20 protein-coding genes are annotated in these 24,883 nt (G+C 60.6%); 13 read left to right on the top strand and 7 right to left on the bottom strand.

All coding sequences use genetic code 11. The features are described from left to right. The first annotated feature begins 106 nt into the window (after positions 1-106). Complete coding sequence (locus ABID12_RS20120) at positions 107-880, top strand: hypothetical protein (protein WP_354435847.1); 774 nt, start codon at positions 107-109, stop codon at positions 878-880. Here ABID12_RS20120 and ABID12_RS20115 read toward each other — a convergent pair. Next, entirely contained in the window at positions 848-1,105 is a 258-nt protein-coding gene (locus ABID12_RS20115; protein ID WP_354435846.1) for a hypothetical protein, read from the bottom strand. The two genes, ABID12_RS20120 and ABID12_RS20115, sit on opposite strands and share 33 nt — an antisense overlap. Here ABID12_RS20115 and ABID12_RS20110 point away from each other — a divergent pair. Next, a complete protein-coding gene (locus tag ABID12_RS20110; protein WP_354435845.1) occupies positions 1,098-2,225 on the top strand; it encodes a hypothetical protein in 1,128 nt (375 codons plus the stop codon). The genes ABID12_RS20115 and ABID12_RS20110 overlap by 8 nt on opposite strands. A 331-nt stretch (positions 2,226-2,556) precedes the next feature. Here the strand turns inward: ABID12_RS20110 and ABID12_RS20105 are convergent, their stop codons facing one another. From ABID12_RS20105 to ABID12_RS20090, 4 genes are read right to left on the bottom strand one after another with little or no spacing between them, the layout of a single operon-like run. After that, complete coding sequence (locus tag ABID12_RS20105; RefSeq protein ID WP_354435844.1) at positions 2,557-3,219, bottom strand: CDP-alcohol phosphatidyltransferase family protein; 663 nt, start codon at positions 3,217-3,219, stop codon at positions 2,557-2,559. Further along, positions 3,203-3,586 carry a hypothetical protein gene (locus ABID12_RS20100; protein ID WP_354435843.1) on the bottom strand — a complete coding sequence of 128 codons (384 nt, stop codon included), beginning with the start codon at positions 3,584-3,586 and terminating at the stop codon, positions 3,203-3,205. The genes ABID12_RS20105 and ABID12_RS20100 overlap by 17 nt, the downstream gene beginning before the upstream one ends. After that, the gene (locus tag ABID12_RS20095; protein ID WP_354435842.1) at positions 3,583-4,533 is read right to left on the bottom strand and encodes a phosphatidate cytidylyltransferase; all 951 of its coding nucleotides are present in this window, start codon (positions 4,531-4,533) and stop codon (positions 3,583-3,585) included. The genes ABID12_RS20100 and ABID12_RS20095 overlap by 4 nt, the downstream gene beginning before the upstream one ends. Further along, the gene (locus ABID12_RS20090) at positions 4,533-5,198 is read right to left on the bottom strand and encodes a lysophospholipid acyltransferase family protein (protein ID WP_354435841.1); all 666 of its coding nucleotides are present in this window, start codon (positions 5,196-5,198) and stop codon (positions 4,533-4,535) included. Before ABID12_RS20090 ends, ABID12_RS20095 begins: the two co-directional genes overlap by 1 nt. 527 nt (positions 5,199-5,725) lie before the next feature. Here ABID12_RS20090 and ABID12_RS20085 point away from each other — a divergent pair. The 11 genes from ABID12_RS20085 (at position 5,726) to ABID12_RS20035 (ending at position 16,381) form a co-directional block, all read left to right on the top strand. Continuing rightward, complete coding sequence (locus ABID12_RS20085) at positions 5,726-6,937, top strand: urea ABC transporter substrate-binding protein (RefSeq protein WP_354435840.1); 1,212 nt, start codon at positions 5,726-5,728, stop codon at positions 6,935-6,937. A gap of 71 nt (positions 6,938-7,008) precedes the next feature. Continuing rightward, positions 7,009-7,875 carry a branched-chain amino acid ABC transporter permease gene (locus ABID12_RS20080; protein WP_354435839.1) on the top strand — a complete coding sequence of 289 codons (867 nt, stop codon included), beginning with the start codon at positions 7,009-7,011 and terminating at the stop codon, positions 7,873-7,875. 8 nt (positions 7,876-7,883) lie between these two features. Next, positions 7,884-9,701 (top strand): branched-chain amino acid ABC transporter ATP-binding protein/permease, encoded by a 1,818-nt coding sequence (locus tag ABID12_RS20075; protein WP_354435838.1) that lies wholly within the window; start codon positions 7,884-7,886, stop codon positions 9,699-9,701. Further along, positions 9,694-10,392 (top strand): ABC transporter ATP-binding protein, encoded by a 699-nt coding sequence (locus tag ABID12_RS20070; protein WP_354435837.1) that lies wholly within the window; start codon positions 9,694-9,696, stop codon positions 10,390-10,392. Before ABID12_RS20075 ends, ABID12_RS20070 begins: the two co-directional genes overlap by 8 nt. Before the next feature lies 1 nt (position 10,393). Next, the gene (locus ABID12_RS20065; RefSeq protein ID WP_354435836.1) at positions 10,394-10,546 is read left to right on the top strand and encodes a hypothetical protein; all 153 of its coding nucleotides are present in this window, start codon (positions 10,394-10,396) and stop codon (positions 10,544-10,546) included. After that, positions 10,536-11,903, top strand: a complete 1,368-nt coding sequence (locus tag ABID12_RS20060; RefSeq protein WP_354435835.1) for an amidase — start codon at positions 10,536-10,538, stop codon at positions 11,901-11,903. The genes ABID12_RS20065 and ABID12_RS20060 overlap by 11 nt, the downstream gene beginning before the upstream one ends. After that, complete coding sequence (locus tag ABID12_RS20055) at positions 11,900-13,036, top strand: transporter substrate-binding domain-containing protein (protein ID WP_354435834.1); 1,137 nt, start codon at positions 11,900-11,902, stop codon at positions 13,034-13,036. The genes ABID12_RS20060 and ABID12_RS20055 overlap by 4 nt, the downstream gene beginning before the upstream one ends. After that, positions 13,033-13,632 carry an ANTAR domain-containing response regulator gene (locus tag ABID12_RS20050; protein ID WP_354435833.1) on the top strand — a complete coding sequence of 200 codons (600 nt, stop codon included), beginning with the start codon at positions 13,033-13,035 and terminating at the stop codon, positions 13,630-13,632. The genes ABID12_RS20055 and ABID12_RS20050 overlap by 4 nt, the downstream gene beginning before the upstream one ends. A 335-nt stretch (positions 13,633-13,967) precedes the next feature. Continuing rightward, complete coding sequence (locus ABID12_RS20045) at positions 13,968-15,029, top strand: helix-turn-helix domain-containing protein (protein ID WP_354435832.1); 1,062 nt, start codon at positions 13,968-13,970, stop codon at positions 15,027-15,029. Between the two features lie 115 nt (positions 15,030-15,144). Then, on the top strand, positions 15,145-15,891 hold the full coding sequence (locus ABID12_RS20040; protein WP_354435831.1) for an SDR family oxidoreductase: 747 nt from the start codon (positions 15,145-15,147) through the stop codon (positions 15,889-15,891). Positions 15,892-15,946: 55 nt separating this feature from the next. Then, positions 15,947-16,381, top strand: coding sequence for a flavin reductase family protein (locus tag ABID12_RS20035; protein ID WP_354435830.1), 435 nt, complete (start codon positions 15,947-15,949; stop codon positions 16,379-16,381). 155 nt (positions 16,382-16,536) lie between these two features. Here the strand turns inward: ABID12_RS20035 and ABID12_RS20030 are convergent, their stop codons facing one another. Both ABID12_RS20030 and ABID12_RS20025 read right to left on the bottom strand, forming a co-directional pair. Further along, positions 16,537-18,270, bottom strand: coding sequence for a ShlB/FhaC/HecB family hemolysin secretion/activation protein (locus tag ABID12_RS20030; RefSeq protein ID WP_354435829.1), 1,734 nt, complete (start codon positions 18,268-18,270; stop codon positions 16,537-16,539). A 68-nt stretch (positions 18,271-18,338) separates the two neighbouring features. After that, entirely contained in the window at positions 18,339-24,737 is a 6,399-nt protein-coding gene (locus tag ABID12_RS20025) for an MBG domain-containing protein (RefSeq protein ID WP_354435828.1), read from the bottom strand. Positions 24,738-24,883 lie beyond the last annotated feature (146 nt).

Here is a 24,883-nt window from a genome sequence, read left to right as displayed (position 1 = left end):
CGGTAAAGTTTGCGGGCAGATGATTCCGGTGATACCTCCGTGTGACGTGCCCTTCGTCCGAGCGTACGGGCAAGAACGGAAACTGAAACTGGATACGGCTCAGACAATGCTGGACGCCCGAACCCGAGCCTTGCTTGAAGACCTCCGGGGCTGGAAGGTCGAGGATGACGACCACGAATATCTGTTCGCCGCAGATGAGTGGCATCTGGACGCGGCAGAACTGAACTTCCCGCAACTGGTCCTTGACCGGTCATTTCACTTCTTCAGCCTGATCGAGGACGATTTACCGGTGGAGGTGACGCAGCGTCGTCCGGTCGCAAACTGGTATGCGGAGCGTGACGGCTATATCGCGCTCGGCATCCAGCTTATCGCGTTTGTGCTGAGCGATATTGCCTGCCTGACAATCCGTCTGTCGCACCGTGAAAGCCGGATCAGAAACATCTATTTCTACAAACGTCCGCCGATGCGTGTGTCACCACTTCTGACGCATGAGCCGGTCCGTTTCACTAGCTATCTCTATATTCCCGAAAGCATCGAACGGCACAGCTTCTACTCCTCGGACGTCGCGCAATCGGAGCTGCATGACAAGGAGCTGCTGGCGACCGGCTTCTCATGGTCGAACCAGGTGCAAAATCATGAACAGACGGCCACGCCCGATAGCCTTGTCATAGCCACCACGCCGCAACGTTTGGCCGATCTGGGGGCATTGCTGATCGATTTCGGCCGGGACGAGACGGAGGCGGACGAAATCACCATGGAATCCGCGCTTGACGGGGCTGGTGGGGTTGCGCATGGCAGTGTCGAACAGAGGTTCTGGCTTCCGGGCAGTATGGCATTTCCGGAGCCTTCACTTGATGCCCTGTCGCTGCCACCAGCCTGAAAGCCCATCGGCGATGGCCGCAATGGCTGGGTGAACAACGAGGTCATCTATTTCCAGCCGGAGCTGCATCTTGATGATCTCTATGGCCGCTTCACTGGCATGGTCCTGCCGATCTGGCTGGATTGAGGTGTGAAAGATAGAATTCAGGGAAAGTTCAATGCAACGCTGGCTGACAACTCTCTTTTTCGTCCTGCTTGTCACAACAAGTTCAGCGGTGATGGCCACGGAAGACGATCCGAGATTTGCCCTGATTGGGGGAGACCCCAATCGCGATTTCGCAATGGGCGCGGCAGAACTCGATTTCTCCACTTTGAGCCCCGAGACCTTTCGCTGGGAGGCGCGCGATGAAAGCATCGATGCGTTCGCCGCAGCCGAGATGTTTTCCGATTTCACCCTGCGCTGGGTCGGCTACGAGCGGGACAAGCGCGATGCCCTCGAGATTCGTGTTTACAGCGCCCGGATCATCCCGGACCGCGTGGCCGTGGCTGCGGATTATGGCCGGATGCTGGGCCGGATCTGGTCGCCGGTCAATTTTGGTGTCCGCACCCATGATCGCGATTTCGGGGAGGTGATCGGCGGCGGCGAGACTTCAGGCCAGATGCAGATCTCCCGCTATGTCACGTTCCGCCGCGGCGAACATTTGCTGGTGCTGCGCGTCCTGTTCGCGCCGGAGACGTTTGCGGACAATGCGGAGACGATTGCCGGTTTCATCGGCTCGATGGTGTTCAGCCAGCCGAATGTGGGAGATCCCATCCGCAAAGACATGGTTTCCCACACGATCGCTGCCGGCGGCAACAGGCGCTTGCTGTTCCGGCTTCCTTCTGCGTGGCAGGATCCGACCGGTGATATGCATGAAGCCGGGGCGAAAGCCGGCGCGCAGATTTACACCGACATGAGCGACCCTGGACGCAATCTGGGGATAATGATTGCCTGGGTCGAACACGGCGACACGCTGCCGGAAGGCGAAGCTCTGGAACAAAAGGCCCAGATCCTTGCCGAAAACCTCGTGCAGATCTCGATGATGAACCTGCTGCCCGATCAGGATTTCGACACCAAGGCCGGCAGAAGCTGGGCATATGACGCGCTTGCAGAGGCCGCAGCCTGGCATAAGCGTTTCTACTTCCGGGTCGACCTTGCCGGCGATGGCGCGAAGCTCGGCGTGAGCGTGCTGGTGACCATGGGGCCAGAAGGTGATTTCATCACCGCGACCTCGCTTTCCCCCTGGCCGGACAATATCTACAACAGCGCCACGGCCATGCATGGCAGTTTCGTCGATTATGTCGTGCAGCAGGACATTGCCGATTTCTGGCGCCGTCACACCAACAAAACCGGTGATGCAGAATGAGGCAATGGAAGCGACGAAACTACCGTATCCTGGCGGTGGGCTGCCTCTTGGTGTGGGTTGTTCTTGCTATAATGGCCTATGAGATGAGATCGCCAGCTGTAGATCCCGCACATAGGCATGTTTTGATTGCACTGATACAGCCTTTGCCCATTGTAGCACTGATTGCGTTTTTTGGTTGGTTGCGCGTGGTGGGAACGGAAAAGGGTTGGCAGTTCGGATTAAGAATTCTCCGAACGAGGCTCCGAAACGACCGAAATCGCCGGAAATAGCGTGAACACACGCATTCTCCATTAGCCAAGGAGAGGATCTGCGGGAAACGCCGTTAAGCTCCTCACAAATAACGTTCAGGCCGTGTTCCACGGTTGCGCAACCGCAAAACGAGACGCCACGACCGGCGCAGCGCGGTCAGGGCCGCGCCTATGGCGATAATCCAAAGAGCGGCCTCAAGGATCTCACCACGACCGCCCCAAAGTCGTTCAAAAGCTGAAATCACAGCTGCGGCGGTCACCACTGCCATGCGATGCTGTTTGGCCATGGGTCCGGCGAAATCCGCCGGCGTGCCGCAGTTAACACCCAGCTCCCGCACATAGGCTGTCAGGAACGCAAAGCTGACTGCGGCCCAGCCCAGATCGGGACTGCCGGTGGCAAGCGCCATACCGCCAATGATCAGGAGGTCCGATACTCGGTCGGGAAACTCGTTCCAGAAGCCGCCATCGGGCGCAGCGCGTCCGGCTTCGATGGCCACCATGCCATCGAAAAGATTGCACAACAGACGCAGCTGGCAAAACAGCGCAGCCATCAGCAGAAAAGCCCATTGTCCGGGCAATAGAGAGGAACACCAGAAACTCAGACCCGACGCAAACGCCGCCACCATGCCCGCCATCGAAATCTGGTTGGGTGTTACCGACGTCGCTGCCAGCCAGCGTGCGACCTTTCTGGCCCAGCCCGTGTTGCGACTGGAAAGAGGCCGGCGGTTTTCAGGTTCTTCTGCCATCGGAGCGTCTCCAGTTTAGAAAATTGTAGGCACAGGCATAGACCGTGGTCACAGAAAGCGGCAGGGCAATCGTGGCGAGAATGTCCGGCGTATGCGACAGCGTATGTATGGTGAGCAGGATGATCAGCGAACAAAGGGCTGCAGCGGCCGGCGGTACAACTAGTGAGGCAAGGCCATTAAGTGCCTTTCCCGTGAATTCGATCATGCGTTTGAGAAACAGCGTGATCACTGCTGATGCCATGCCCTGGCTGAGCCCCGCAACAAGCGGCGCGGGCATCGGATAGGCACGGTTGACATAGACGGCCCAGCTTCCCATCGCGACAAAGGCAACGGCCACGTGAACGGCGCTGTTTTTCAGAATGCTCACGCAACACCCCAGTAGTAGCGGGTAACGTGGAGAAAGAACGGCGCAGCGAAAATCACGGAATCGAGGCGATCGATAAAGCCGCCATGCCCCGCAATCGTGTGCCCCCAGTCCTTGACGCCGCGGTCGCGCTTGATCGCCGACATGACCAGTCCGCCCAAAAAGCCCATCACGGTGATCAACAGGCTCATCAGGCCGGATTCAACGGGTGAGAACGGCGTCATCCACCACAGCCCCGCACCGACAAGCGTCGCCGACAAAATGCCGCCGATAAACCCCTCCACCGTCTTGGAAGGAGACAGGTTGGGAGCAATCCTGTGCCGCCCGATCAGCTTGCCCCAGACATATTGAAGGACATCGCTCAGCTGAACCACGATGACAAGATAGGCGATCAGAAGCACGCCCTGCCCCTCGTAGCCGGGGATTTTCAGGTTCACCAGCGCGGGTACATGCGAGACGCAGAAAACACAGATCATCAGCGCCCACTGCATCTCGGCGACACGGGTCAGAAAGTCCTCCGTGCGCCCCGCAAGCGCCGAGACAATCGGCAACAGCAAGAATACATAGACCGGAATGAAGATCGAATACAGACCGTACCAACCGATCCAGATCAGATAGAACTGCACGGGCAGGACGACGAAAAACACCGCAACCAGCGTGCGATGATCAGCCCTGACGGTATTGGTCAGGGTCATGAATTCACGCAAGGCGGCGAAGGAGCAGACGGCAAACAGAATGATGACGCCGGTGCGGCCGGCCAGAAAGGCGATCGACAGCGTTATCGCCATGACCCACCAGGCACGAATACGGTCGTTCAGGTTTTCGATGGCCTCGTTTTCGCCATTGGGTGACAGCCGTCGCTGCAGCACAAAACCGATCGCAGATGCGAAAATCAGTACGCCACCGATACCGATGAAAACGCGCAGCAGGTCATGATGAATCTCGGACATTAGGGTTTCTCCACGCCGGGACGCAAGGCGAGCAGCGCTTTTCGCGCACGATCGAGGAAATCCGGTTTTGTTTCGTTATCCTGCAAAACCAGCGGTGCGCCGAAGACCACCCGGCACATCAGCGGTACCGGCACAAAAGCCCCTTTTGGCAGAACACGGTTGAGGTTGTCGATCCAGACCGGTACCAGTTCAATCTCCGGTCTGGCCTGGGCCAGCCGGAAAAGGCCCGATTTGAAGGCGAGCAGATCCGTATCGTTCAAGTTGCGGGTTCCTTCGGGAAAGACGATCAGTGATGCACCCTCGTCCAAGGCCTCGGTCATCTGCGCGATCGGATGGCTGCCGTGAGCCTGCGGCGTGCGCGCAATCAGCACGCTGTTGAATATGCCTTCACCGATAAACCGCCGCAGCCGGTTCTTGCGCCAGTAATCCGCGCCGGCAACCGGACGGGTGCGATAACGAAGACGCTTTGGCAGCGTCGCCCAGATCAGCACGAAGTCACCATGGCTGACATGATTGGCAAAATAGACACATGTCTTCTGCCGCGTCGGATCTGCCCCTTGCCAGAACGGCTGCACTGCGGTCAGAAGTCTTGCAAATGTTACGATCCCCCAGGCCCCGAAGGCTGTGACGAGACGGTAGACGATATTCTGATTGTTGTTGTGCATAGCTTTGCGACTCGAGCGTTCCGCGAGCGTGATATACGCATTCAACGTGTCAGCCAACCTGCAGACATTTTGAAGACCTGCAAGACAGAGCGTCCATGTTCCGGTCCAATTTCAAAGATGGTTCTGATGAACCGAGCACAACGCGACGGCATCTCCTGCAAATATCAGGCGGCAACCTCACTCATCATCAACCTCCAATTCGGGAGAAAGCATCTCTCGCTGAACTGAACGGTCCCGTTTCGTCGCCGTCGCCGAAACCGAAGAACGAGGCAGGGGCGAACGTTGAGATGCCTTTCTTTTCAGGGGCTGTCGCCTTTGAAGGTTTTCATAGGAAACATGGCCTTTACGCATCCGCATTGCGCTATCTTGACACGCAATCGATGAAGTCATACCTTTTAAAGGTGCATCGGTGCACATCAAATCCAAAAGCGACGTCGCTGGACATTCCGTCTCGTGTGCGTCGTTTTGTGCTTTCAAGGCACACATGATCGGGTGTTCAGCTCTAATCCAGAGAACGGGAACCCATCATGAACTCTCATCCATTCATTCGATACGGTGTTGCGGCCATTGCGGTTATGGCCGCGCAGGCCGCCTATGCCGAAACAAAGATCGGCGCGATCTTCGATCTGACCGGCGGTCTGAACATTTACGGCATTCAGCAGATGAATGCACTCCAGCTCGCCGTAGAGGACATCAATGCCAAGGGCGGGGTTCTGGGAGAGCCGGTCGAGGTCGTCTCCTATGACGCCCAGTCCGAACAGTCGAAATATACCCAGTACGCCAATACCGCGATCCTCAGGGATCGCGTCGACGCGCTTTTTGCCGGGCTGACCAGTTCATCGCGCGAGGCCATCCGCCCGATCATCCGCAAAGCCGATATTCCTTATTTCTACCCTTCCCTTTATGAGGGCGGCGCCTGCGACAAGCAGACCTTTGTGACCGGGCCTTCCGCCTCGCAGCAGCTTTCCGTGCTGATCGACTGGGCGGTCGAGAAATACGGCAAGAAGATCTTCATCATGGCCCCCGACTATAATTTCGGGACCATTTCCGCGCACTGGATAAACGAATATGCCGAACAACTCGGCGCGGAAGTGGTTGGCGAGGACATTCTCGCGCTCACCGTTACCGATTACGCGCCGACCATCCAGAAAATCCAGGCCGCCAGACCCGATTTCGTCGTGGCGCTGCCCGTCGGCGCAAACCAGACCGGCTTTCTCGAACAGTTCGCCGCCGCCGGTCTGAAGGACGAGATCGGCGTGGTCTCCACCAATTACGGATCGGGCAATCAGCAGGTCGTCGTTTCCCCCGCCGCCGGTGAAGGTCTGATCGCCAATCAGGGCTATTTCCAGGTCGTCGACAACCCCGCCAATGCCGATTTCATCGAACTTTGGACAGCCAGATATGGCAACAAGGAACCGATCATCTCGGAGGCGGTGGACACCTGGAACGCGGTTCAGCTCTGGGCCGCCGCCGTCGAAAAGGCAGGCACGAGCGATAATGATGCCGTAATCGCCGCGCTCGAAAGCGGGCTGTCCTATGAGGCCCCGAACGGCACGGTGATGCTCGAACCCGGTTCGCACCATCTTCGACAAAACATCTATATCGTCGAGGGTGACGCGAACCACGGCTTTACCGTTCTCGAGACCTTCGCCGACGTCGCCCCGGTCTATGAAAACGAGAAATGCGATCTGATCGCAAACCCCGATCTGGTCGAGCATTTCTCACCTGAAGGCAACTGACCGGCGCAATGCGCGGCGGGCGGGAAAGGCGATCTTTTCCGCCCGGCAGGCTCAGATTTCGGGAGACCTCCATGAGTATCGACTATCTGGCGACGGTTCTGCTGTCGTCGCTTTCAAGCGCATCCATTCTGCTCATCGCCACCATCGGTCTTGCGGTGGTGTTCGGGCTGATGGGCGTCATCAACCTGGCCCATGGGGAATTCCTCATGATCGGGGCCTATTCGGCCCTGAAGGCAACGCAGATGGGCGTTCCGTTCATTCTTTCGATCCCGATAGCGGTCGCCGTCACCATGGCAATCGGCGCCGTGGTCGAAATCCTGATCATCAACCGGCTTTATGGCCGGATTTTCGATACGATGCTGGCGACCTGGGGCATTTCCATCGTCTTCTATCAGCTCGCCGTGCTGATTTTCGGGACGGTGACGCCGGGCATCGGCATGCCGCAGTACAATATCAGGATCGGCGATTACAGCCTTGCCGGCTATCCGCTGCTGATGATCGGCGTCGCCGCGCTGATGGCGGTTTTCGTCTATCTTCTGATGACCCGCACTGTCTACGGCATGAAGGCGCGTGCCTCGATCCAGCAGCCGGAAATGGCGCGGGCCATCGGCATTGAAGCCGCGCGGATCAATACGCTGACCTTCTCGATCGGTTGCGGCCTTGCCGGTTTTGCGGGCGCCGTGCTGCTGCCGATCGTTCCCGCCACGCCCTCCATGGGCTTCGCCTTCGTCATCAAGGCATTCCTGACCGTCGTGGTGGCCGGTCCCGTCACGCTTACGGGGTCCGTCCTGACCGCGATCGGGCTGGGTGGCGGCGCGTCGATCACGGCGAGCTTCCTCACCTCGGTCGCTGGCGACATCTTCTTCTTCCTGATCACCGCTGCTCTGCTCTGGCTGTTCCCGCTCGGGATCTCGGCCAGGTGGCGCCGTAAGCTGTGAGGCGCTTCATGTCATTTTCACAAACCCTTTACGCGCGCGCGGGAACGGTCTTTCCTCTTGTCGCAACGGCCCTCACGCTGGCCGCAGGCAGCATCATCGACCCCTATCTTGCCTATGTCGCGACATCCTGGGTGATCTTCGGTCTTCTCAGCCTCAGTCTGGATATCGTGTGGGGCCGCGGCGGTTTTCTCAGCCTTGCCCAGACCGCCTTTTACGGGCTTGGCGGCTATTTCGGCAGTCTCGTCGCCGTCAACCTTGCCGATATGACCGGGCATTCCATCCTGTGGAGCCTGCCTGCGGGGGCGCTGTTTGGCGCGCTGGTCGCCGCCGCTCTCGGCTGGATCATCTTTTACGCCCGCATGGGTCCGCTTCAGGCCACGATCCTTTCCTACACGTTCACCCTGCTTTTGTGGTCCGTCAGCCAGTCCTTCAAACTCACGATCGGGTCCGCCGTCATCGGCGGCGACAATGGCATGTCGAATATTCCCGGTTTCGTGCCCGGTTTCGGAAAGGGAGCCGAGGCGCTTGGACCGCAGGCGGGCTTCATGTTCGTCGTTGTGGTGTCGGCGCTTGCCTATTTCGCCACGCGCAAATTGATGACCGGCACGTTCGGCAAGGTCATCGATGGCATCCGCCTCGATATCCAGAAGACGGAATTGCTCGGTTATGATGTTCGCCGCTATCAGGTTCTGAATTTCGCCTGGTCCGGGGGCCTTGCCGGTCTCGCGGGCGCGCTGTTTGCCGGATGGGCCAATTATCTCAACCCCTCGATCTTTTCGGTTCAGGAAGCGCTTCTGGTCCCGATCTATGTTCTGGTCGGCGGTCTTGGTACCCTTGCCGGGCCGTTCGTTGGCGCGTTTTTGATCGGCGGACTTTCCTTCTGGCTGGGCGGCGGCGCGGTCGGCGGCCAGACGACGCTGATCCTCGGCATCGTGCTGATCCTGCTAGTTTTGTTCCTGAAAAACGGCGTTCTGGGCGCGATTGGCCAGCTCTGGGCATCACGGCTGCCGGACCCCAATGAGGCGGTGCGCAATGCCGGTGCGGTCGCGATCGACACCGGCGAACTCGAACAGATCCTGACGGAGGCGGAGCGACAGGCCGGACCGGCCAAGCCGTTGAAAACCGAAAAGCTGTTCAAGCGTTTCGGCGGCGTCATTCCCGTCAACAATGTCTCGCTCGCCTTTGCACCCGGCCAACCATTTTCCCTGATCGGGCCTAACGGAGCGGGCAAGAGTTCGTTTCTGAAAACCTGCGTGGGTGTTTATGCACCGGAAGGCGGCTCGGTCATCATCGGCGATGACGATATCACCCGTGCGCCGATTTTCCGGCGCGTTCATGCCGGCATGGGCGTCAAGAACCAGAAGCCGCAGGTTTTCGCCGATCTTTCGACGCGCGAAAACCTCAGGATCGCCGCCTATGCCAGGGTGCGGAGCCGGGAGCAGGCCAGTGCTATCGCGGCAAAGGTTATCGCCATGCTCGGGCTTGAGGCCCAGTCCGGCGTGATGGCCTCAGTGCTGTCGCACGGGCAGCAGCAATGGCTGGATATCGGCATGGTGCTGTGTCTTGCGCCGCGCGTCGTCCTGCTCGACGAGCCTGCGGCGGGGATGACCAATGAAGAAACGCGGGAACTCTCCGGCCTCGTGCGCACGCTTTCGAAATTCACGACCGTGATCGTGGTCGAGCATGACATGGAATTCGTGCGCACGCTCGAAGGCCACGTCACGGTTCTGCATCAGGGCGAGTTTTTTGCCGAGGGCGATATCGATACGCTGCGCGGCGACGACCGGGTTCTGGATATCTATCTGGGAAGGCGCGAGCATGTTTAGGATCAGCAATGCGACCGGCGGATATGGCAAGACGGTCATTGTCCGCGATGTTTCACTCGAAGTCGGCAGCGGCGAGATCGTGGCGCTCCTGGGCAGAAACGGCGTCGGCAAATCGACCCTGATGCGCTACGCCACTGGGTTGATCCCGCCAATGGGCGGCACGGTCGAAATCGACGGCCGTGTCGCGCCGCCATTATCGGCGAAACGGGCGAAGACCGGTCTCGGCTATGTACCACAGGGCCGCTATGTCTTTGAGCGCATGACCGTCATCGAGAATATCGCGGTCGCAGCCGCCAGCAACGGCCATGACGGCAAGACGGCCATTGCCGAAGCGCTTGCCGATTTTCCGATGCTGAAGCCGAAAGCCCATGACCTTGCGGGCGGCCTTTCGGGCGGTCAGCAGCAGGTGCTCGCGCTTGCCCGGGCGCTTGCGATCCGTCCGGCGGTGCTGCTGCTCGACGAGCCGACCGAAGGTGTCCAGCCGTCGATCATCGATGAAATGGCTGGCGTTCTCAAACGGATCAACGCCGAACGCGGCATCGCCATTCTGGTTGCGGAGCAGGATCTCGATTTCTGCCTGTCGATCGCAAACCGCGCCTATGTCATGGAAAAAGGGGCCATCCGGCTGGAAACCGACCGGGCAACCCTGGAAGCCGACAAGGCGTTGCAGCAAGAGCTTCTGGGGGTCTGAGATGAGCAACAGGACCGACGAATTGTCGCAGGACCAGCGCGACCGGATAGAGGCCACACTGAAGCGGATTCGCGCGGGGCTGAGGCGCTTTGAGGCGGACCAGCCGAAAGAACCCGCCAGCCTGTTCAGTCCGGAGATTTTCGATGAATTATGATCTCGCAAGCCTTGCCGGCCAGATCGCGGCGCTGGCCGATGGCGCACAAACGCCGGTGACGCTGGCCGAACGGGCGCTGGAAAGGGAAGCCGCCAACAGGGATCTGAATGCCTTCGTCGCGCTCGATCCCGATATCGTGCTTGCCCAGGCAGAAGCCGCCACCCGCCGCCGCAAGGCGGGCAGGCCGTCAAGCCCGATCGATGGCGTTCCCATCGCCGTCAAGGACAATTACCTGACGCGGGACTACCCGACCACGGCCTGCTCGCACGCACTTCCCGCAGAGGCCTGTGGACGCGACGCAACGGTGGTTGCGAACCTTCGCGCTGGCGGCGCGGTGATCTTCGGCAAGACCAATATGCATGAATGGGCCTATGGCGCGACGAATGGCACCTCGTCCTTCGGCCCCACGAAAAACCCGCATGACAGGGACCGGATCACGGGCGGCAGCAGCGGCGGTTCGGCTGCCGCCGTCGCCTCGGGAATTGTCGCAGCCGCGCTCGGCAGCGACACTGGCGGTTCCGTGCGCATTCCCGCCGCCGCCTGCGGCATATACGGCTTCAAACCGGGCTATGGCCGGGCATCGCGCGAAGGCGTTCTGGCGCTGAGCTGGTCGCTCGATGCGCCGGGGCCGCTTTCGGCAAGGCTTGATGATATCAGATATCTTCTGCCATTCTTCCTCGGCAGGGACAGCGCCGACCCCTCGACGTTCGCCGCTTCCCCCATGCGATCCGTCGAACCTGTGGCCAGCCCGAAACTGGTCGCGCTGACAGGCGCGGGCCTTGAGCGCTCCGATGAGGTGGAGATGGCGCTTCAGGCTGCTCTGGCGCAGAGCGGCCTTGACGTTCCGGCAGCCGAGATCACGCAGGTTCAAAGCTATTTCGCCGCGTGGGAAACGATCCTTCATTGTGAGGCAATGGCCTATCACCGTCAGCGGATGGCTTTAAACCCGGCGGGATTTTCGCCGGTGACGCGCGCGCATCTGGTGGCCGGAAGCCAGTTGACCGCCGAGGAGTTCCTGAAGGCCCAGGCCATACGGACGCATTTCATGGAGCTGCTCTTGCAATCGCTCGGCGAATGGGATGCACTCGTCCTGCCGGCATTGCCTGTCGTGGCGCCCGTCGCCGGTGAAGACTGGCAGGTCTTTGGTTGTCGCAGGGTCACGACGCAGGATAGCATGACCTGGTTCTGCTGGATCGGCAATCTCGCCGGGCTTCCATCGGTCACGATCCCGGTGCCAAACCCTGTTTCCGGGCTGCCCGTGGGCATGATGCTGATGGGGCGGCCGGGCCAGGACGAGGAATTGCTTGCAATTGCCGGGCTGATGGATCGCCGGATCAACGGAAAGGATCGGATGTGAGCGCGAAAGGATTGAAGATCGGCGTGCTGTTTTCACGCTCGGGGCCGATGGCCGTCACCGAAAACGCTCATACCAAGGGCATTCTGCTGGCCTGCGAGGAAATCAACGCGGCAGGCGGTGTTCTCGGACGGATGCTCGATCCTATCCTGCTTGATCCCGCAGGCTCGGACGAACATTATGCATCTCTGGCGACGGAACTGCTCGTGAAGCACCGCGTCAATGTTATATTCGGGGCCTGCCTTTCGACCAGCCGGAAGGCGGTTCTGCCCGTTATCGAAAGGTTCAACGGCATTCTGTTCTATCCATCGGTTTACGAAGGCTTCGAATATTCGCCCAATGTCGTTTATGGCGGGGCGGTCCCGAACCAGGTCGTCCTGCCGCTGCTCGAATATCTGTTCGAGCACGAGGGCAGACGCATCGTGCTGATTGGTTCGGACACGCTCTATGCCCGCGAGGTCAACCGGATCGTGACCGAGTTTCTGGCCGAAAGCGGCGGAGAAACCGTGCTGGAAACCTATCTGCCGATCGGCGCGAGCGCGGATCATTTCGGCGTCGTCCTGTCGCGTCTCGATCCGTCGCAGGCCGACGCGATCATCTCCACCGTGGTCGGCGAGGACAGCGTGACGCTCTATAACGCCTTTGCCGCGCAGGGGCTTGAGGGCGGGCAACTGCCAATTGCCTCCCTGACCGCGACGGAGTCGGAGCTTGCGGCGATGCAGCCTGCCGCACGTGCAGGACATATCTCGGTCACCTCCTACTTCTCGACCCTGAATGTTCCCGCAAACGATGCCTTCCGGCGCGGCTTTCTCGAACGTTTCGGCGCGGATGAAGAGCCGGGCGTCTACAGCGAAGTCTGCTATTCGCAGGTTCACATGTTTGCCGACGCGGTTCGCCAGGCAGGTTCGGACGAGACGGATGCGTTGCTCTCCGCGCTTTCCGGCGCCGTGCTCAAGGGGCCGGCGGGCGATCTGTTCCTCGACACGGAAACCAATCATGCCTCTTTGCGCCCGCTGATTGGCCGGGCCACGCGGGCTGGCACATTCGACATCGTCTGGCGCGGCGCGAGCGTCATCCGCCCGGACCCCTATCTCGTCGGCTATGACCGCTCGATCGTGGAGCACGCAGGCGCATGAGCGATGAACTGCCGCTTCGCAATGACACACTGCTGCGCCGCCTGCGGCGCATGCGCGTTCTCGTGATCCACCCGGATGACGCCGAACGCGAAATGTTTCTGGCGCATCTGAGGCGGATCGGCTGTCAGGTCGAAAGCATGTGGCCCGCGCCCTCCTCATTGCCGGGAGAGGCGGATGTCGTGCTGTTTCTGGTCAACCGGATTCACGACAAGGGCGCGATATCGTGGATGGCGTCGGCGGAGAATATCGCCCGCATCGGCATCATCTCGTTCGAAACGCCCGAAATTCTGGCAGAACTCGAACGTCTGCACGTTCATGGCGTGCTGTCAAAGCCGATCCGCCTGTTCGGGGTGCTGGCGGCCCTGACAACGGCCATCAGCCTGGCTCGGCACGAATCCCGGTTGCAAAAGCGGGTGAAATCGCTGGACGAGACCCTGAAGGCCCGCCGCAAGATCGAAAGGGCGGTGCAGATCCTGGCGGAAAGCAGATCGATCTCGGAAACGGAAGCCTACAAGCGCATCCGCGACCGATCGATGCAAAGCAAGGAAAGCATCGCCAGCATCTCCGACGCCATCATCGCCGCACACGAAATCTGAAGCGGTTCAGAGGCGAAGCAGTATGGCATCTCATAGCTGACGAGTACCCTTTGTCGGTAACAATTTGCTGTCGGATAGCTATCCGGTAGCTATATGATATCTGTTAGGCTCAATCCTCTGGCACTTTCGCACCGGGAAACCGTGGGCCGATGTGCCCGACGCTTTCAGGGTGAGGCCAGAATGGCTGTTCCCAGTCAGGTACCGAGCAGCAGGTCAATCGAGAGCAACGGATGCTCGCCCGTGTCCTCCACCCTTCGGACCGTCGATCGATCCAGATACGCCCGTCCGGGTTCAGCATCACCTCGACGACGAAGGCGTCTTGCAGAAACCGGGCGATGCCCGGGCCGAACGCCGTGCGCAGCATCCGCACGCCCCTCGTGGGCGGAAATGGTGCGGTCGACGCCATATATCATGGTGAGGCAACAATCGACCTTTCCTATACTGGAGGATTCCTTTTTGACCTCGAGAACGACAAAATGACAGAACAGCGGATTTACGCTCACCTCGTCCGCAGTTCGGGCGCCGGGCTGGAAAACTATCTCCCCGGTAGAAAAATCGCTCAGGGAAGTGGCGATGCCTGGCGCGATCTCGATGCCCAGATATTCTCCCGTCCCGCTCAGGAAAAGGAAATTCTGGTTCCAGCCGTCGCGGAACCGCTCGTGGTCTATATTCTGTCAGGTGAGGCCTTCGTCGAGGAACGCGACCCGGATGGCGACTGGATTGGCGCCAGGGTGCGCGAGGGCGCTTTCTACCTGACCCATGCCGATGAGCCCTATCACATGCGCTGGCGGACGTCGGATGACCGCCCGTTCGAGGTGCTGCAACTCTATCCGGGCCACGCATTGATGGAGGCGGCTGCCGAGTCGCTTGGGTTGAAGTTTTCGGCAACGCGGCTGCGGGATATCTCAGCGGGGGACGATCCGCTTGTCGCCGTCATTCTTGCAGCGCTGGCGGATGAGCTTCGGCGCGGCCCGGACGGGAATGCCTATTTCGTGCAAAGTCTGGCAAGGGGGCTCTGCGTACATTTGCTGCGCAACTTTTCTGAACACAGCGCGGTGCGGGGGCGCTCCCAAGCCAGATTGCCCGCCTGGCTGCTGCGACGCGTGTTAGCCCATATGGACGCGCACCTTGCAGACAAGTTCGACCTTGATGTCCTTGCGGAACTCTGTGCAATGAGCCGGTTCCATTTCAGCCGCGCCTTTCGCAACACCACGGGCCAGTCTCCTTCACGCTGGTTCATGGCGCGCAAGGTCGAAAAGGCAAAGTCGCTGCTTCGCGAAACTACGATGCCCGTGATCGAAATCTCCATGGCCGTGGGCTATGACAGTCCCGGACATTTCTCCCAGGTCTTCCGGAAAAACACGGGCCTGAGCCCCACGGCCTATCGCGCCATGTGAGATTTGCGCAAAATCGCGACAGTCTCTGCAAGAGTGCGAACGCGCGGCGGGGATAAAATCTCTAGGTCTTTTCACGTCATTCACGGCCCTTCGGGACCACAGACGGAGAAAAGACATGGACATCAAGAACAAGGTCGCCCTCGTTACCGGCGCTTCCAGTGGTATCGGCGCGGCAACCGCACGCAAGCTGGCCGCAGAAGGCGTCATTGTCGGGCTCGCTGCACGCCGGCGCGACAGGCTCGATGCGCTCGCCACGGAAATCGAAGGAAACGGTGGCAGTGCCATCGCGCTTGAAACCGATGTGACGGACATGGCCTCGTGCAAAAAGGCAGCCGACACGCTGATCACGGCCCATGGGCGGATCGACGTGCTGGTCAACAATGCCGGACTGATGCCCTTGTCGGACATCGACAGTTTCAAGACAGACGAATGGCAGCGCATGGTCGATGTGAACATCACCGGCGTGCTCAATGTCTCGGCTGCTGTGCTGCCGCAGATGATCGCGCAGAAATCGGGCCATGTGTTCAACCTTTCCTCGATTGCGGGGCGCAAGGTGTTTGCCGGCCTGTCTGTCTATTGTGCAACCAAGGCGGCGGTTGCGGCCCTGTCGGATGGCATGCGCATGGAACTTGCGCCCAAGCACAACATCCGCGTCACCAGCATTCAGCCCGGCGCGGTCAAGTCCGAGCTTTACGAACAGATCAGCGATCCGGGCTACCGCAAACAGATGGACGATCTCGCCGCCAGCATGACCTATCTGGAAGGCGAAGACATCGCCGCCGCCATCCTCTTCGCCCTGAAGGCACCAGAGCGCATGGACATGTCGGAAATGTTCATCATGCCCACCGAACAGGGCTGGTGAGTTACCACCGCCGCCGGCTCGCACCGGCGGCGGCTCTTTGCCAAGGAGTGATGCCATGCATGAGATCGATCGAGGGCAGAGCTTTCGGTTGATCGAGCCGGGGCCGGTTCTTCTGGTGACAACGAACGGTCGCACCGGTCCGAACGTTATGACGATGGGGTTTCACATGATGGTGCGTCATGACCCGCCGCTGATCGGCTGCGTCATCGGGCCATGGGATCACAGCTACGCTAGCTTGCTGGAAACCGGACACGGCGTACTCTCGGTTCCGCGGGTCGCGATGAGCCGTGTCGTGACCCAGATCGGCAATTGCTCGGGGGCGGATATCGACAAATTTGGCGCCTTCGGCCTTTCGGCGATTGCCCGCAGCGGAAGCGCCGCGCCATTCCTGACGGATTGCATTGCCAATCTGGAATGCCATTTGAGGGATGACGCGCTGTCGGATCGCTATTCCCTGGACATACTCGAAGTTGACCACCAGTCTTCATAAAGGGTGCGATCTCGTTCCCGTCAAAGACGCCCGCGGGCTGGTACCGATAATACTGGCAGCATAATCGAGGCGGAAATCCACTTAACAAGACGCCCGAAACTGTTCAAACAAGCTGAGCCACCTCTCCGTTTGAAGGGCAAGTCGAGAATGGCCGCTCAGAACCGGCTAACGAAGCTAAGATTAAAGCGATTGGCCTGTCCGTCGGCACTGCTGGCGCCGTGGGCGTATTCGAGCGTCAGGCTGCCGTCATAGGAACTGCCGATTTCGGCGGCGGCGAAGCGAATGCCGAGGCCGAAAGTGCCGGCGCGGGTAATTTCGTCTTCGAGCACGGTCGGTTGCTGAAGTTTGGCGATGCTGCCGGCTGCAAACACGTAAGGGGCGGCCGAGACCGCGAGTTCGGAATGAGCTTCAAACGGGCGGAACGTGGTCGGGTAGACAAACTCGGCGCGCATGGCTGCGCCGCTATCCGCCTCGATCTCGCTTACCATATAGGCTGAAACCCAGTTGAGGCCGCCGAGGCCCATCTGTTCCGATGAGGCCAGCGGCTGTCCGAACGAGGTCTGGGCCTTGGCCGTGAGCGACAGATTGAACAATTCGCCAAGCGGCTGAAGATAACTGCCTTCTGCCGTCAGCTTTTGGAAGTCCGGCTCCGCTCCGTCGCGCGACATCGGGAGTGCCACGGTCGGCTGGTAAGCGCCGAGCCCGTCAAGACCAAGCGACAGCGTCGCCGAGCCCGCAACCGTTGCGCCGGAGGTAAAGACATAGTCGCCGGACTGGGTCAGCCGGATTACCCGGAGCCGATCGAGTGTGAACGGCGTGGTCAGCCCCGGCGCGCGGAATGTCTGTTCTTCATCGATGACATCGAAGCTGATGGTGGTCGACGCGTTGGCGGCGCGGTTTCTCAGCCAGTCATAGCCAATATTGGTCGAAAGCCGCTGGTAATGATCGGGCAGGTCATAGCCGAGACCGGTCTCAGACCGCGTGCGGCTGTCAACGCCTTCTACATTGAGCCAGACACCATCCGTTCCTATTGGCAGGGTAAAGCCCGCCACAATCTGGCGGTTACGCGGATCTTCTGAGAAGAAGTTGCCTTCCGAAAAGCCCGGCCAACCGCCGATCTGCAGATAACCGACCTCGCCGAGGCCCAGCAAATTGTTGAAGTTGACGCCGGCGCTCAAGGAGTAATCGCCGAGTTCTTCGGTCAGGTCGTTGGCAACGCCGATGAAACCGGTCACAGGATCGTAGCGCCCGGAAATCTCAATCAGCGTGCCGCCGGGCGTATCGCCACGCCTGAGGGTGGATTTCATGTCGAGACCAGGCGTATCGCCCGCCAGCAGCAAACGGCGTTCGATCTCCTTGTCGCTCGGATTCTCGGCATCGACCAGCGGCGCCATGACGGCATCCACACGGCGCTCTACGTTTTGCGGCAGCGCCGATGCGTCAACGCCCTCGACATAGCCGGAACTGACCACCAGCTTCAGTTCCTGCCCGTCCTCGATCGTCTGCGGCGGCAGCGACACCCGCACCAGCGGATAGCCGGCACGAATATAGGCAAGCTCCAGCTCGTTTGCGGCCTGGAACAGGTCGGCGGCGCTGACGCGCTTGTCGGCGAACTCCGCCTCGATGCGGGCGGTCTCGCCGGCAAGCGCTGGAAACCCGCCCTCTATATCGAGGCCCGAGGGCGTTACGAACAGCTGATCCGCGCCTTCCGGCGCTTCCTGTCCCGCCAATTGCGGCAATGTCAGCCCGCCCCCCCATTCTCGAATGACGGGCGGGGCGTAGGAAGGTTCAACGACTTGGCCTGCCGTTTGCGCATTTGTCCCGTGAGACTGGAGCGCGCCTAGGATGAGCGTACCGGCCAAAAGAACGGCGATCCTGGAAATTCGCATGGGAAGTCACTCCAGCATTCTTTGCTTGCCCGCAGATCAGAGCCGTTGATATTTAAGCTCCGCGAGGTCTATGGGCATATGAAAAGGACTTGCGGCCCTGCATCGCAGGCGGCATTGGAAATGGGGGATTGATCGGTGACGATCAGCGTTCCCGGCGGATTGATGTTGTCGGCAAAGAGCGCCTCCTGAAGCGACCCGCCGGCAAGCGTGTACGGGTCGAATTGCTGGCCGGGAAGCGGAACGCCGCCAGCAGGAGCCGACGGCGCCAGAACCGGCAGCACCTCCAACTGGCCCGGCAGAAATGTGATGGCATAGTTGGGATTTTCGGCGTCCGTGAGACTGCCTGCGGTAATAGCGTAGGTGCCGACCGTCGCGGAGGACGGTGCGCCGCGGCTTGCGGGACTGCCGTTCAGCGATGCGCCGCCATCGACGAGATTGCCTGCCGTGACCTGCCAGCCCAGGACGCCTGCCTGCGTGCCAAGCTGCTTGACGGCATCGTCGGCAGTCAGGGTGATCGGCCGCGGCGTGACGGCGAGCGTATTTGCACGATAGCTGATTGCATAATTGCGGTTGAAGGCGTCTGTCACCGAACCCTGGGTGACGGCATAAGAACCGACATTCGCCAGCATGGCTTGGCCGTCGCTCTCCAGCTTGCCTGAAAGCCTGTCGCCATTGGCAAGACCCATCCCGCCGACCGTGTAGGTCAACAGGCCGAGATCGCCATAGGTCTTGGCACCAGCATTGGCCGCAACCGTGATCGCACGGCGCTCGACTGTCATCGACCCGTCCTGATAGCTGATGTCGTAATTGCCCGCCGCGGCACCCAAAAGCGCGCCCCGGGAAGCGGCGGTGCTATAGCCGGTCCCGACATCGGAAGACGATGTCGCATCCGTCGTCACGACAACCCCGGAAAGAAGCGATCCATTCTGGCCGTTCTTCCAGCCCGAAACCGCGTAACCGATCATGGGCACGGCATCGCCGTAGATCATCGAGCCGTTATCGGCCGTGACCGTCAGCGCCGCCTTGTCGACCGTCAGCGTGCCCATGCCGTAGCTGATGTCGTAGTTCGAAAGACCCGTGCCCGTCGCGGCGCTGGCAATGATGTCGTAGACGCCGGCATCAGCCTCTGCGTCCGCGCCCAGGCTCTTTTCGGAAACGGCGGCGACGCTGTCGCCATTGACGAGCCCGGTGGTGGTGAAGCCGGTCAGGCTAGCCGTATCGCCATAGGTCTTGACCGCATCCGATGCCGTCACTGTCAGGGCCCGCGGGGTCACAGCGAAACTGCCGTTCACATGTTCCAACGTGTAATTGCCCGAAGCCGCGCCGGTCAGATTCCCGCTAGCGGCCATCGTGGCATAAGCGTTGCCGACATTGGAGGTCGAGGTCGCATCCGTGGCAACGTTCACCCCGGTCAAAAGCGCGTCGCCCTGTCCGTTCTTCCAGCCGCTGACTGAATAGCCGATTGTCGGCACAACATCGCCGTAGATCATCGCGCCATTATCGGCCGTTACTGTCAGCTTGGCCTTTGCGACCGTCAGCGTGCCGTCGACATAGTTGATCGCATAGTTGGAAAGGCCCGAGCCCGTGGCGTTGGCGGCGATAATGTCATAGCTGCCGGCATTGGCGGCGACCGCAGCGCCCGCGCTTGTCAGCGTGACCGCATCCACCTGGTCGCCATTGACGAGGCCGGTGACGGCGAACTGCGTCGGCGTGAAGGCATCGCCGTAGGTCTTCGATGCGTCCGAAGCCGTTACGACGAGCGCCCGCGGGGTCACCGCGAAACTGCCATTCACATAATCGAACGCGTAATTGCCCGCCGCATCGCCTGAAAGCATGCCGCCCGATGCGATGGTGATATAGCCGGCGCCGACATCCGACGTGCCGGTCGCATCGCTGCCGACCGTCACGCCGGAAAGAAGCGCGCTCGTCTGGTCGTTTTTCCAGCCGCCTGTCGTGTAACCGAGATCGTTCGGAACGGCGTTGCCATAGACCATCGATCCGCCATTGGCTGTAATCGTCAATATGGCCTTGTCGACCTGCAGATTGCCGTTCACGAACGATATCGCATAATTGCTGTTGGCCAGCGTGCCTCTGGTGATGAGGTAGTCCGCGGCGTCGGCGGTTGCCGCCGCGCCATCGCTGGCAAGCGCGCCGGAAAGCGTATCGCCGTTGACGAGCGTGCCCGACGTCACCTTGTAGCTGAGGCTGGCCGTATCGCCATAGATCTTGGAGGTGTCGTCGGCCGTGACCGTGATCGCGCGCGGGCTGATCTCGATTTCGCCGGGCCCGTAGACGGTTCGGTATATGATCCCGTCATCGCCGACAAGGCTCGATTGGCCGGTGATGGCGTAGCTGCCGACATTGGATGTCGCCGTGGCATCCGTTGTCAGCGTCGGCGCGAAAACGCCCGCGCCGCTGTGACCACCGTAAACGCTATAGGTGAGTGTGCCCGGCGCATCGCCATAGGTGATCGTCTGGCCGTCGGTCTTGACGAAGACCACATCGGAAAGTGCGTAGAGCTCCGGATAATAGCCTTCGCTCGGCGGCGCCCAGACCGTCTCGAAATTCCAGCCGGCGGCCAAAGCCCGTGCGTAGAACTCAGCCGTATCCTGAAACTCTTCGGTGGTCAGCCCGGTCACTTCGCCGTCGCCTGAGCCGACGCCGTTCGACTGGTTCGTGGTGTCCGTATCGAAATAGGATGCTGTGATCGTGGCACCAGAATTGGACCCGACCAGCCCGCCGACATAGGAGCCGCCCGTGACGCTGCCGGTCGCATAGGCATAGCTGATCGTGCCAGAAAGAGTGCCGCCGACCAGTCCGCCGACATGGTCTGGGGACGAAACACTGCCGGTCGCATAGGCATTGCTGATCGTACCCCGATTGAACCCGACCAGCCCGCCGGCATAGTAGCCGCTGCCCGTAACTCTACCGGTCGCATAGGCATTGCTGATCGTGCCAGCATCATTGTACCCGACCAGCCCGCCGACATCGTAGCCGCCCGTAACGCTGCCGGTCGCATAGGCATTGTTGATCGTTCCTCCATCATTGTACCCGACCAGCCCGCCGACATTGGAGCCGCCCGCAACGCTGCCGGTCGCATAGGCATTGCTGATCGTGCCCCCATCATTGTACCCGACCAGCCCGCCGACAGCTTTACCGCTGCCCGTAACGATGCCAGTCGCATAGGCATTGCTGATCGTGCCCCCTTCATTGTACCCGACCAGCCCGCCGACAAATTCGCCGCGGCCCATAACGCTGCCGGTCGCATAGGCATTGCTGATCGTACCCCGATTGAACCCGACCAGCCCGCCGACAAAGTCGCCGCTGCCCATAACGCTGCCGGTCGCATAGGCATTGCTGATCGTGCCAGCATTGACCCCGACCAGCCCGCCGAAATATAAGTTGCCCGTGACGATGCCACCATCAAGGCCGACGTTGCGCAGGATCGACCTGGAATCTGCAAGCCCGAACAGGCCGACGTAACTCGTATCGGGACGATTGATCGCCAGCCCGCTGATCACATGCCCGTCACCATCAAACGTGCCGGCGAAAGCCGAACTGAAACTCGTGCCGATCGGCACGAAGCCGCCAGCACCCCAGATGCCGCTCGCATCGTAATCGTCGGCTGCGGCGTCCGTGGCGCTGGCATCAATATCGCCGGAAAGCCGGTAGCTTGCGGAAAGATCGGCGCCCATCAGCGCCAACTGGTGCAGGTTGGAAACCGTGATCACCCCATCCACGGACGCGGCCGCTTCGGAGCGCAGGATCGGCCGCATATCGCCGGCCTGATACCAGGTGTTGTCGAAATCGAAGCCTGTGTAGCCGGCTTGCGTGCGTGCCTCGGCCGTCGTCAAGCCGGTCACGCCAGCAGCGGAGCCTCCGCCGACGCCATTCGACTGGTTCGTCTTGTCCGTATCGAAATAGGATGCTGTGATCGTGTCAGAATCATTGAACCCGACCAGTCCACCGACATATGAGTCGCCCGAAACGCTGCCGCTCGCATAGGCATTGCTGATCGTGCCACTATCATTATTGAACCCGACCAGTCCACCTACATATCTGTCGCCCGAAACGCTAGCGGTCGCATAGGCATTGCTGATCGTGCCATCATTATTGAACCCGACCAGCCCGCCGACATCGCCGCCGCCCGAAACGCTGCCGGTCGCATAGGCATTGCTGATCGTGCCATCATCATTGAACCCGACCAGCCCGCCTACATAGTAGCTGCCGCCCGAAACGCTGCCGGTCGCATAGGCATTGCTGATCTTGCCATCAAAATTGTACCCGATCAGCCCGCCTACATAGTAGCTGCCGCCCGAAACGCTGCCGGTCGCATAGGCATTGCTGATCTTGCCATAATTGTACCCGGCCAGCCCACCGACATAGCCGCTGCCCGAAACGCTGCCACCCACAAGGCCGACATTGCGCAGGATCGAACCGGAACCGGCATATCCGAACAGGCCGACATAATCCGTATCGGAGCGATTGATCGTCAGCCCGGTGATCACATGCCCGTCACCATCAAATGTGCCTTTGAAACGGGTACGGTAAGTGCCGATCGGCTCGAAACCTGCGCCGTCATTCAAGCCGGCGGTCGCGCTGGCGTCGATGTTCTTTCCGAGCGCATAGGTGCCGGCGAGACTTTCGGGGGTGGCGTTGATGGCCTGGAGATTGTCGAGCGTGTTGACCAGCATGTAAGCCGTCAGCGTCGTGCCGACGCCCGCATTGGCCGCATAATCGACCGGCGCGCTGTAAGATGATGGATTGTAATAGAGGGAAACGCCGCCGTCGGCGGTTGCCGTGATGCCGGAACCGAAACTGACCGTGCCGCTACCGGTGGCGCTGCTATCGGCGCGCAGCACGATCCTGGATCCCGTGCCGCCAGAAAGACTGGCGTTGACGGCGATGTTGCGATAGGCCGAGAGCGTCAGCGTGGAGCCCGAGTTCCACGTCACGGCATCGGCCACGGTGATGTCGCCGTCCTGGCTGCCGCCCGCGCCGGTCGAAACCGTGACATTGGCGCCGGCAAGCGCGTTTTGCAGCGTTGTGACATTGATGACGCTGTTATCACCCGAAGCGGTGAAGCCGGAAGACGTCTGGTCCGCGGCGTTCGAGATGGTCACATTATAGGGATCGAGCAGCAGCGAGCCGAAGCCTGAAGCGCCCGTCAGATCGGCAAAACCGGTATAGGAAAGAACCGCCTTGCCGGAGACCTCGGCATCGCCGCCGGTTCCGGTCGCGCCGGTGGCGCTGATCCGGCCAGCGAACGCGGTGCGGTGATCCGACCACAGCACCACCGAGCCGCCATTGCCCTCGCTCACAGCATCCGCGCTGATCACCGTGCCGGCGCTCACCGTCAGGATGTCGGCATGCGGAATATCGCCGGTGCCCTGCCAGTCGCCGCCGATGCGCACCTTGCCGCCCGCGCCATAGCCGGATGCGTCGATGACAGCATCATCGATATTAATCTCAAGCCCAGTGACTTCGATCGCGCCGCCTTTGGTCGTCTTCGGCTCGGCCTGCTGGGCGCGGGTCGAGATCGTGCCGGAAACCTTGACCTTGCCGCCCGCGCCGCCGCCGAGCGTGATCTTGCCATTGCGGCCGGAAACCGAGCGCGCCTTGGCGACGCCGGAAAGATTGACGGCATTGCGGGCCGCCACCCGCGCCGTTGCCGCCTTCATCACGATCACGCCGCCCTCGGCCGTCACCTTGCCGGAATTCTCGACCAGCGCCTCGCCGTCATCAACGAGAGAGGATGGAACGGCCACCTGCATGAAACCGTCGCCGGAGAGATCAAGTGTGATCTCCTCGCCAGCGCCAAGCCCGGCCTTGCCATAGGGAACCGCGATCAACCCGCTGTTCTTCACCTTGCCGCCCATCAGCGCGGCATAACCGCCGCGCCCGATCGTGACCACGCCTTCATTGGAAACCGTGCTTGATGCGCCATTGCCGCGGAACACCATGTTGCCGGACATGAAGTCGTCATTGATGATATCGAGTGTGGAAGCAACGAAACCGCCGCCGACTTTGACCGTCCCGGTCGGCGTGATTGCAATGCCATTGGGGTTGACGAGGAAGACCTGACCATTGCCGGTCATCGCGCCGGCAATCGAGGACCGGGTGTTGCCGGTGACGCGGTTGAGGATCGCCGAATGCACATCCGGCTGCACGAAATCGACTCTGTTGCCCTGGCCGATGCTGAAGTCGTTCCAGTTGACGATGGCGCGCTTTGAGCCCTGCCTGACGGTCATGGCCGATCCCGTCGTTTCAATGCTGGCCGCTCCGGACACCACGCTGGCGCCAACCGGCAACCCGCCTTCGGAAAAGGCCGGACTTGCGCCAAGCGCCGAAACTGCGGCAGTCGCGAGAAGAACGGCTTGCAGCCGCTTGGGCCGAAAAGCATGCCGCTCGCCCCCGGCAAAAGGCGCAAGCGCAAGATGGCGATCGGCAATGGATGGCATTGGCATATCGAAATTCCCCGAACCCAGAATGGCGCCCTTCCAAAGGCAAGACTGGAAGACATTGCGGGTGCAGTCGAAAAGCCCGGGCAAACCCCGCCAAACACGCGTCAGAGATCACACACACAATCGTCCCGCTTCAGGCTTTTCCGCCC

The organism is Martelella mangrovi (assembly GCF_040545495.1).
Taxonomy (GTDB): domain Bacteria; phylum Pseudomonadota; class Alphaproteobacteria; order Rhizobiales; family Rhizobiaceae; genus Martelella; species Martelella mangrovi.
The sequence above is the reverse complement of the archived record's forward strand: the minus strand, read 5'-3'. Positions and strand labels throughout refer to the sequence as shown.

Excerpts from the sequence above, each read along its gene's own strand:
- ABID12_RS20065 (WP_354435836.1), top strand. The coding sequence starts at position 10,394 with ATGAGCAACAGGACCGACGAATTGTCGCAGGACCAGCGCGACCGGATA.
- ABID12_RS20085 (WP_354435840.1), top strand. The coding sequence starts at position 5,726 with ATGAACTCTCATCCATTCATTCGATACGGTGTTGCGGCCATTGCGGTT.
- ABID12_RS20025 (WP_354435828.1), bottom strand. The coding sequence starts at position 24,737 with ATGCCAATGCCATCCATTGCCGATCGCCATCTTGCGCTTGCGCCTTTT.
- ABID12_RS20110 (WP_354435845.1), top strand. The coding sequence starts at position 1,098 with ATGGCCACGGAAGACGATCCGAGATTTGCCCTGATTGGGGGAGACCCC.
- ABID12_RS20075 (WP_354435838.1), top strand. The coding sequence starts at position 7,884 with ATGTCATTTTCACAAACCCTTTACGCGCGCGCGGGAACGGTCTTTCCT.
- ABID12_RS20095 (WP_354435842.1), bottom strand. The coding sequence starts at position 4,533 with ATGTCCGAGATTCATCATGACCTGCTGCGCGTTTTCATCGGTATCGGT.
- ABID12_RS20060 (WP_354435835.1), top strand. The coding sequence starts at position 10,536 with ATGAATTATGATCTCGCAAGCCTTGCCGGCCAGATCGCGGCGCTGGCC.
- ABID12_RS20105 (WP_354435844.1), bottom strand. The coding sequence starts at position 3,219 with ATGGCAGAAGAACCTGAAAACCGCCGGCCTCTTTCCAGTCGCAACACG.
- ABID12_RS20030 (WP_354435829.1), bottom strand. The coding sequence starts at position 18,270 with ATGCGAATTTCCAGGATCGCCGTTCTTTTGGCCGGTACGCTCATCCTA.
- ABID12_RS20045 (WP_354435832.1), top strand. The coding sequence starts at position 13,968 with ATGCCCGGGCCGAACGCCGTGCGCAGCATCCGCACGCCCCTCGTGGGC.
- ABID12_RS20080 (WP_354435839.1), top strand. The coding sequence starts at position 7,009 with ATGAGTATCGACTATCTGGCGACGGTTCTGCTGTCGTCGCTTTCAAGC.
- ABID12_RS20035 (WP_354435830.1), top strand. The coding sequence starts at position 15,947 with ATGCATGAGATCGATCGAGGGCAGAGCTTTCGGTTGATCGAGCCGGGG.
- ABID12_RS20050 (WP_354435833.1), top strand. The coding sequence starts at position 13,033 with ATGAGCGATGAACTGCCGCTTCGCAATGACACACTGCTGCGCCGCCTG.
- ABID12_RS20090 (WP_354435841.1), bottom strand. The coding sequence starts at position 5,198 with ATGCACAACAACAATCAGAATATCGTCTACCGTCTCGTCACAGCCTTC.
- ABID12_RS20040 (WP_354435831.1), top strand. The coding sequence starts at position 15,145 with ATGGACATCAAGAACAAGGTCGCCCTCGTTACCGGCGCTTCCAGTGGT.
- ABID12_RS20070 (WP_354435837.1), top strand. The coding sequence starts at position 9,694 with ATGTTTAGGATCAGCAATGCGACCGGCGGATATGGCAAGACGGTCATT.
- ABID12_RS20120 (WP_354435847.1), top strand. The coding sequence starts at position 107 with ATGCTGGACGCCCGAACCCGAGCCTTGCTTGAAGACCTCCGGGGCTGG.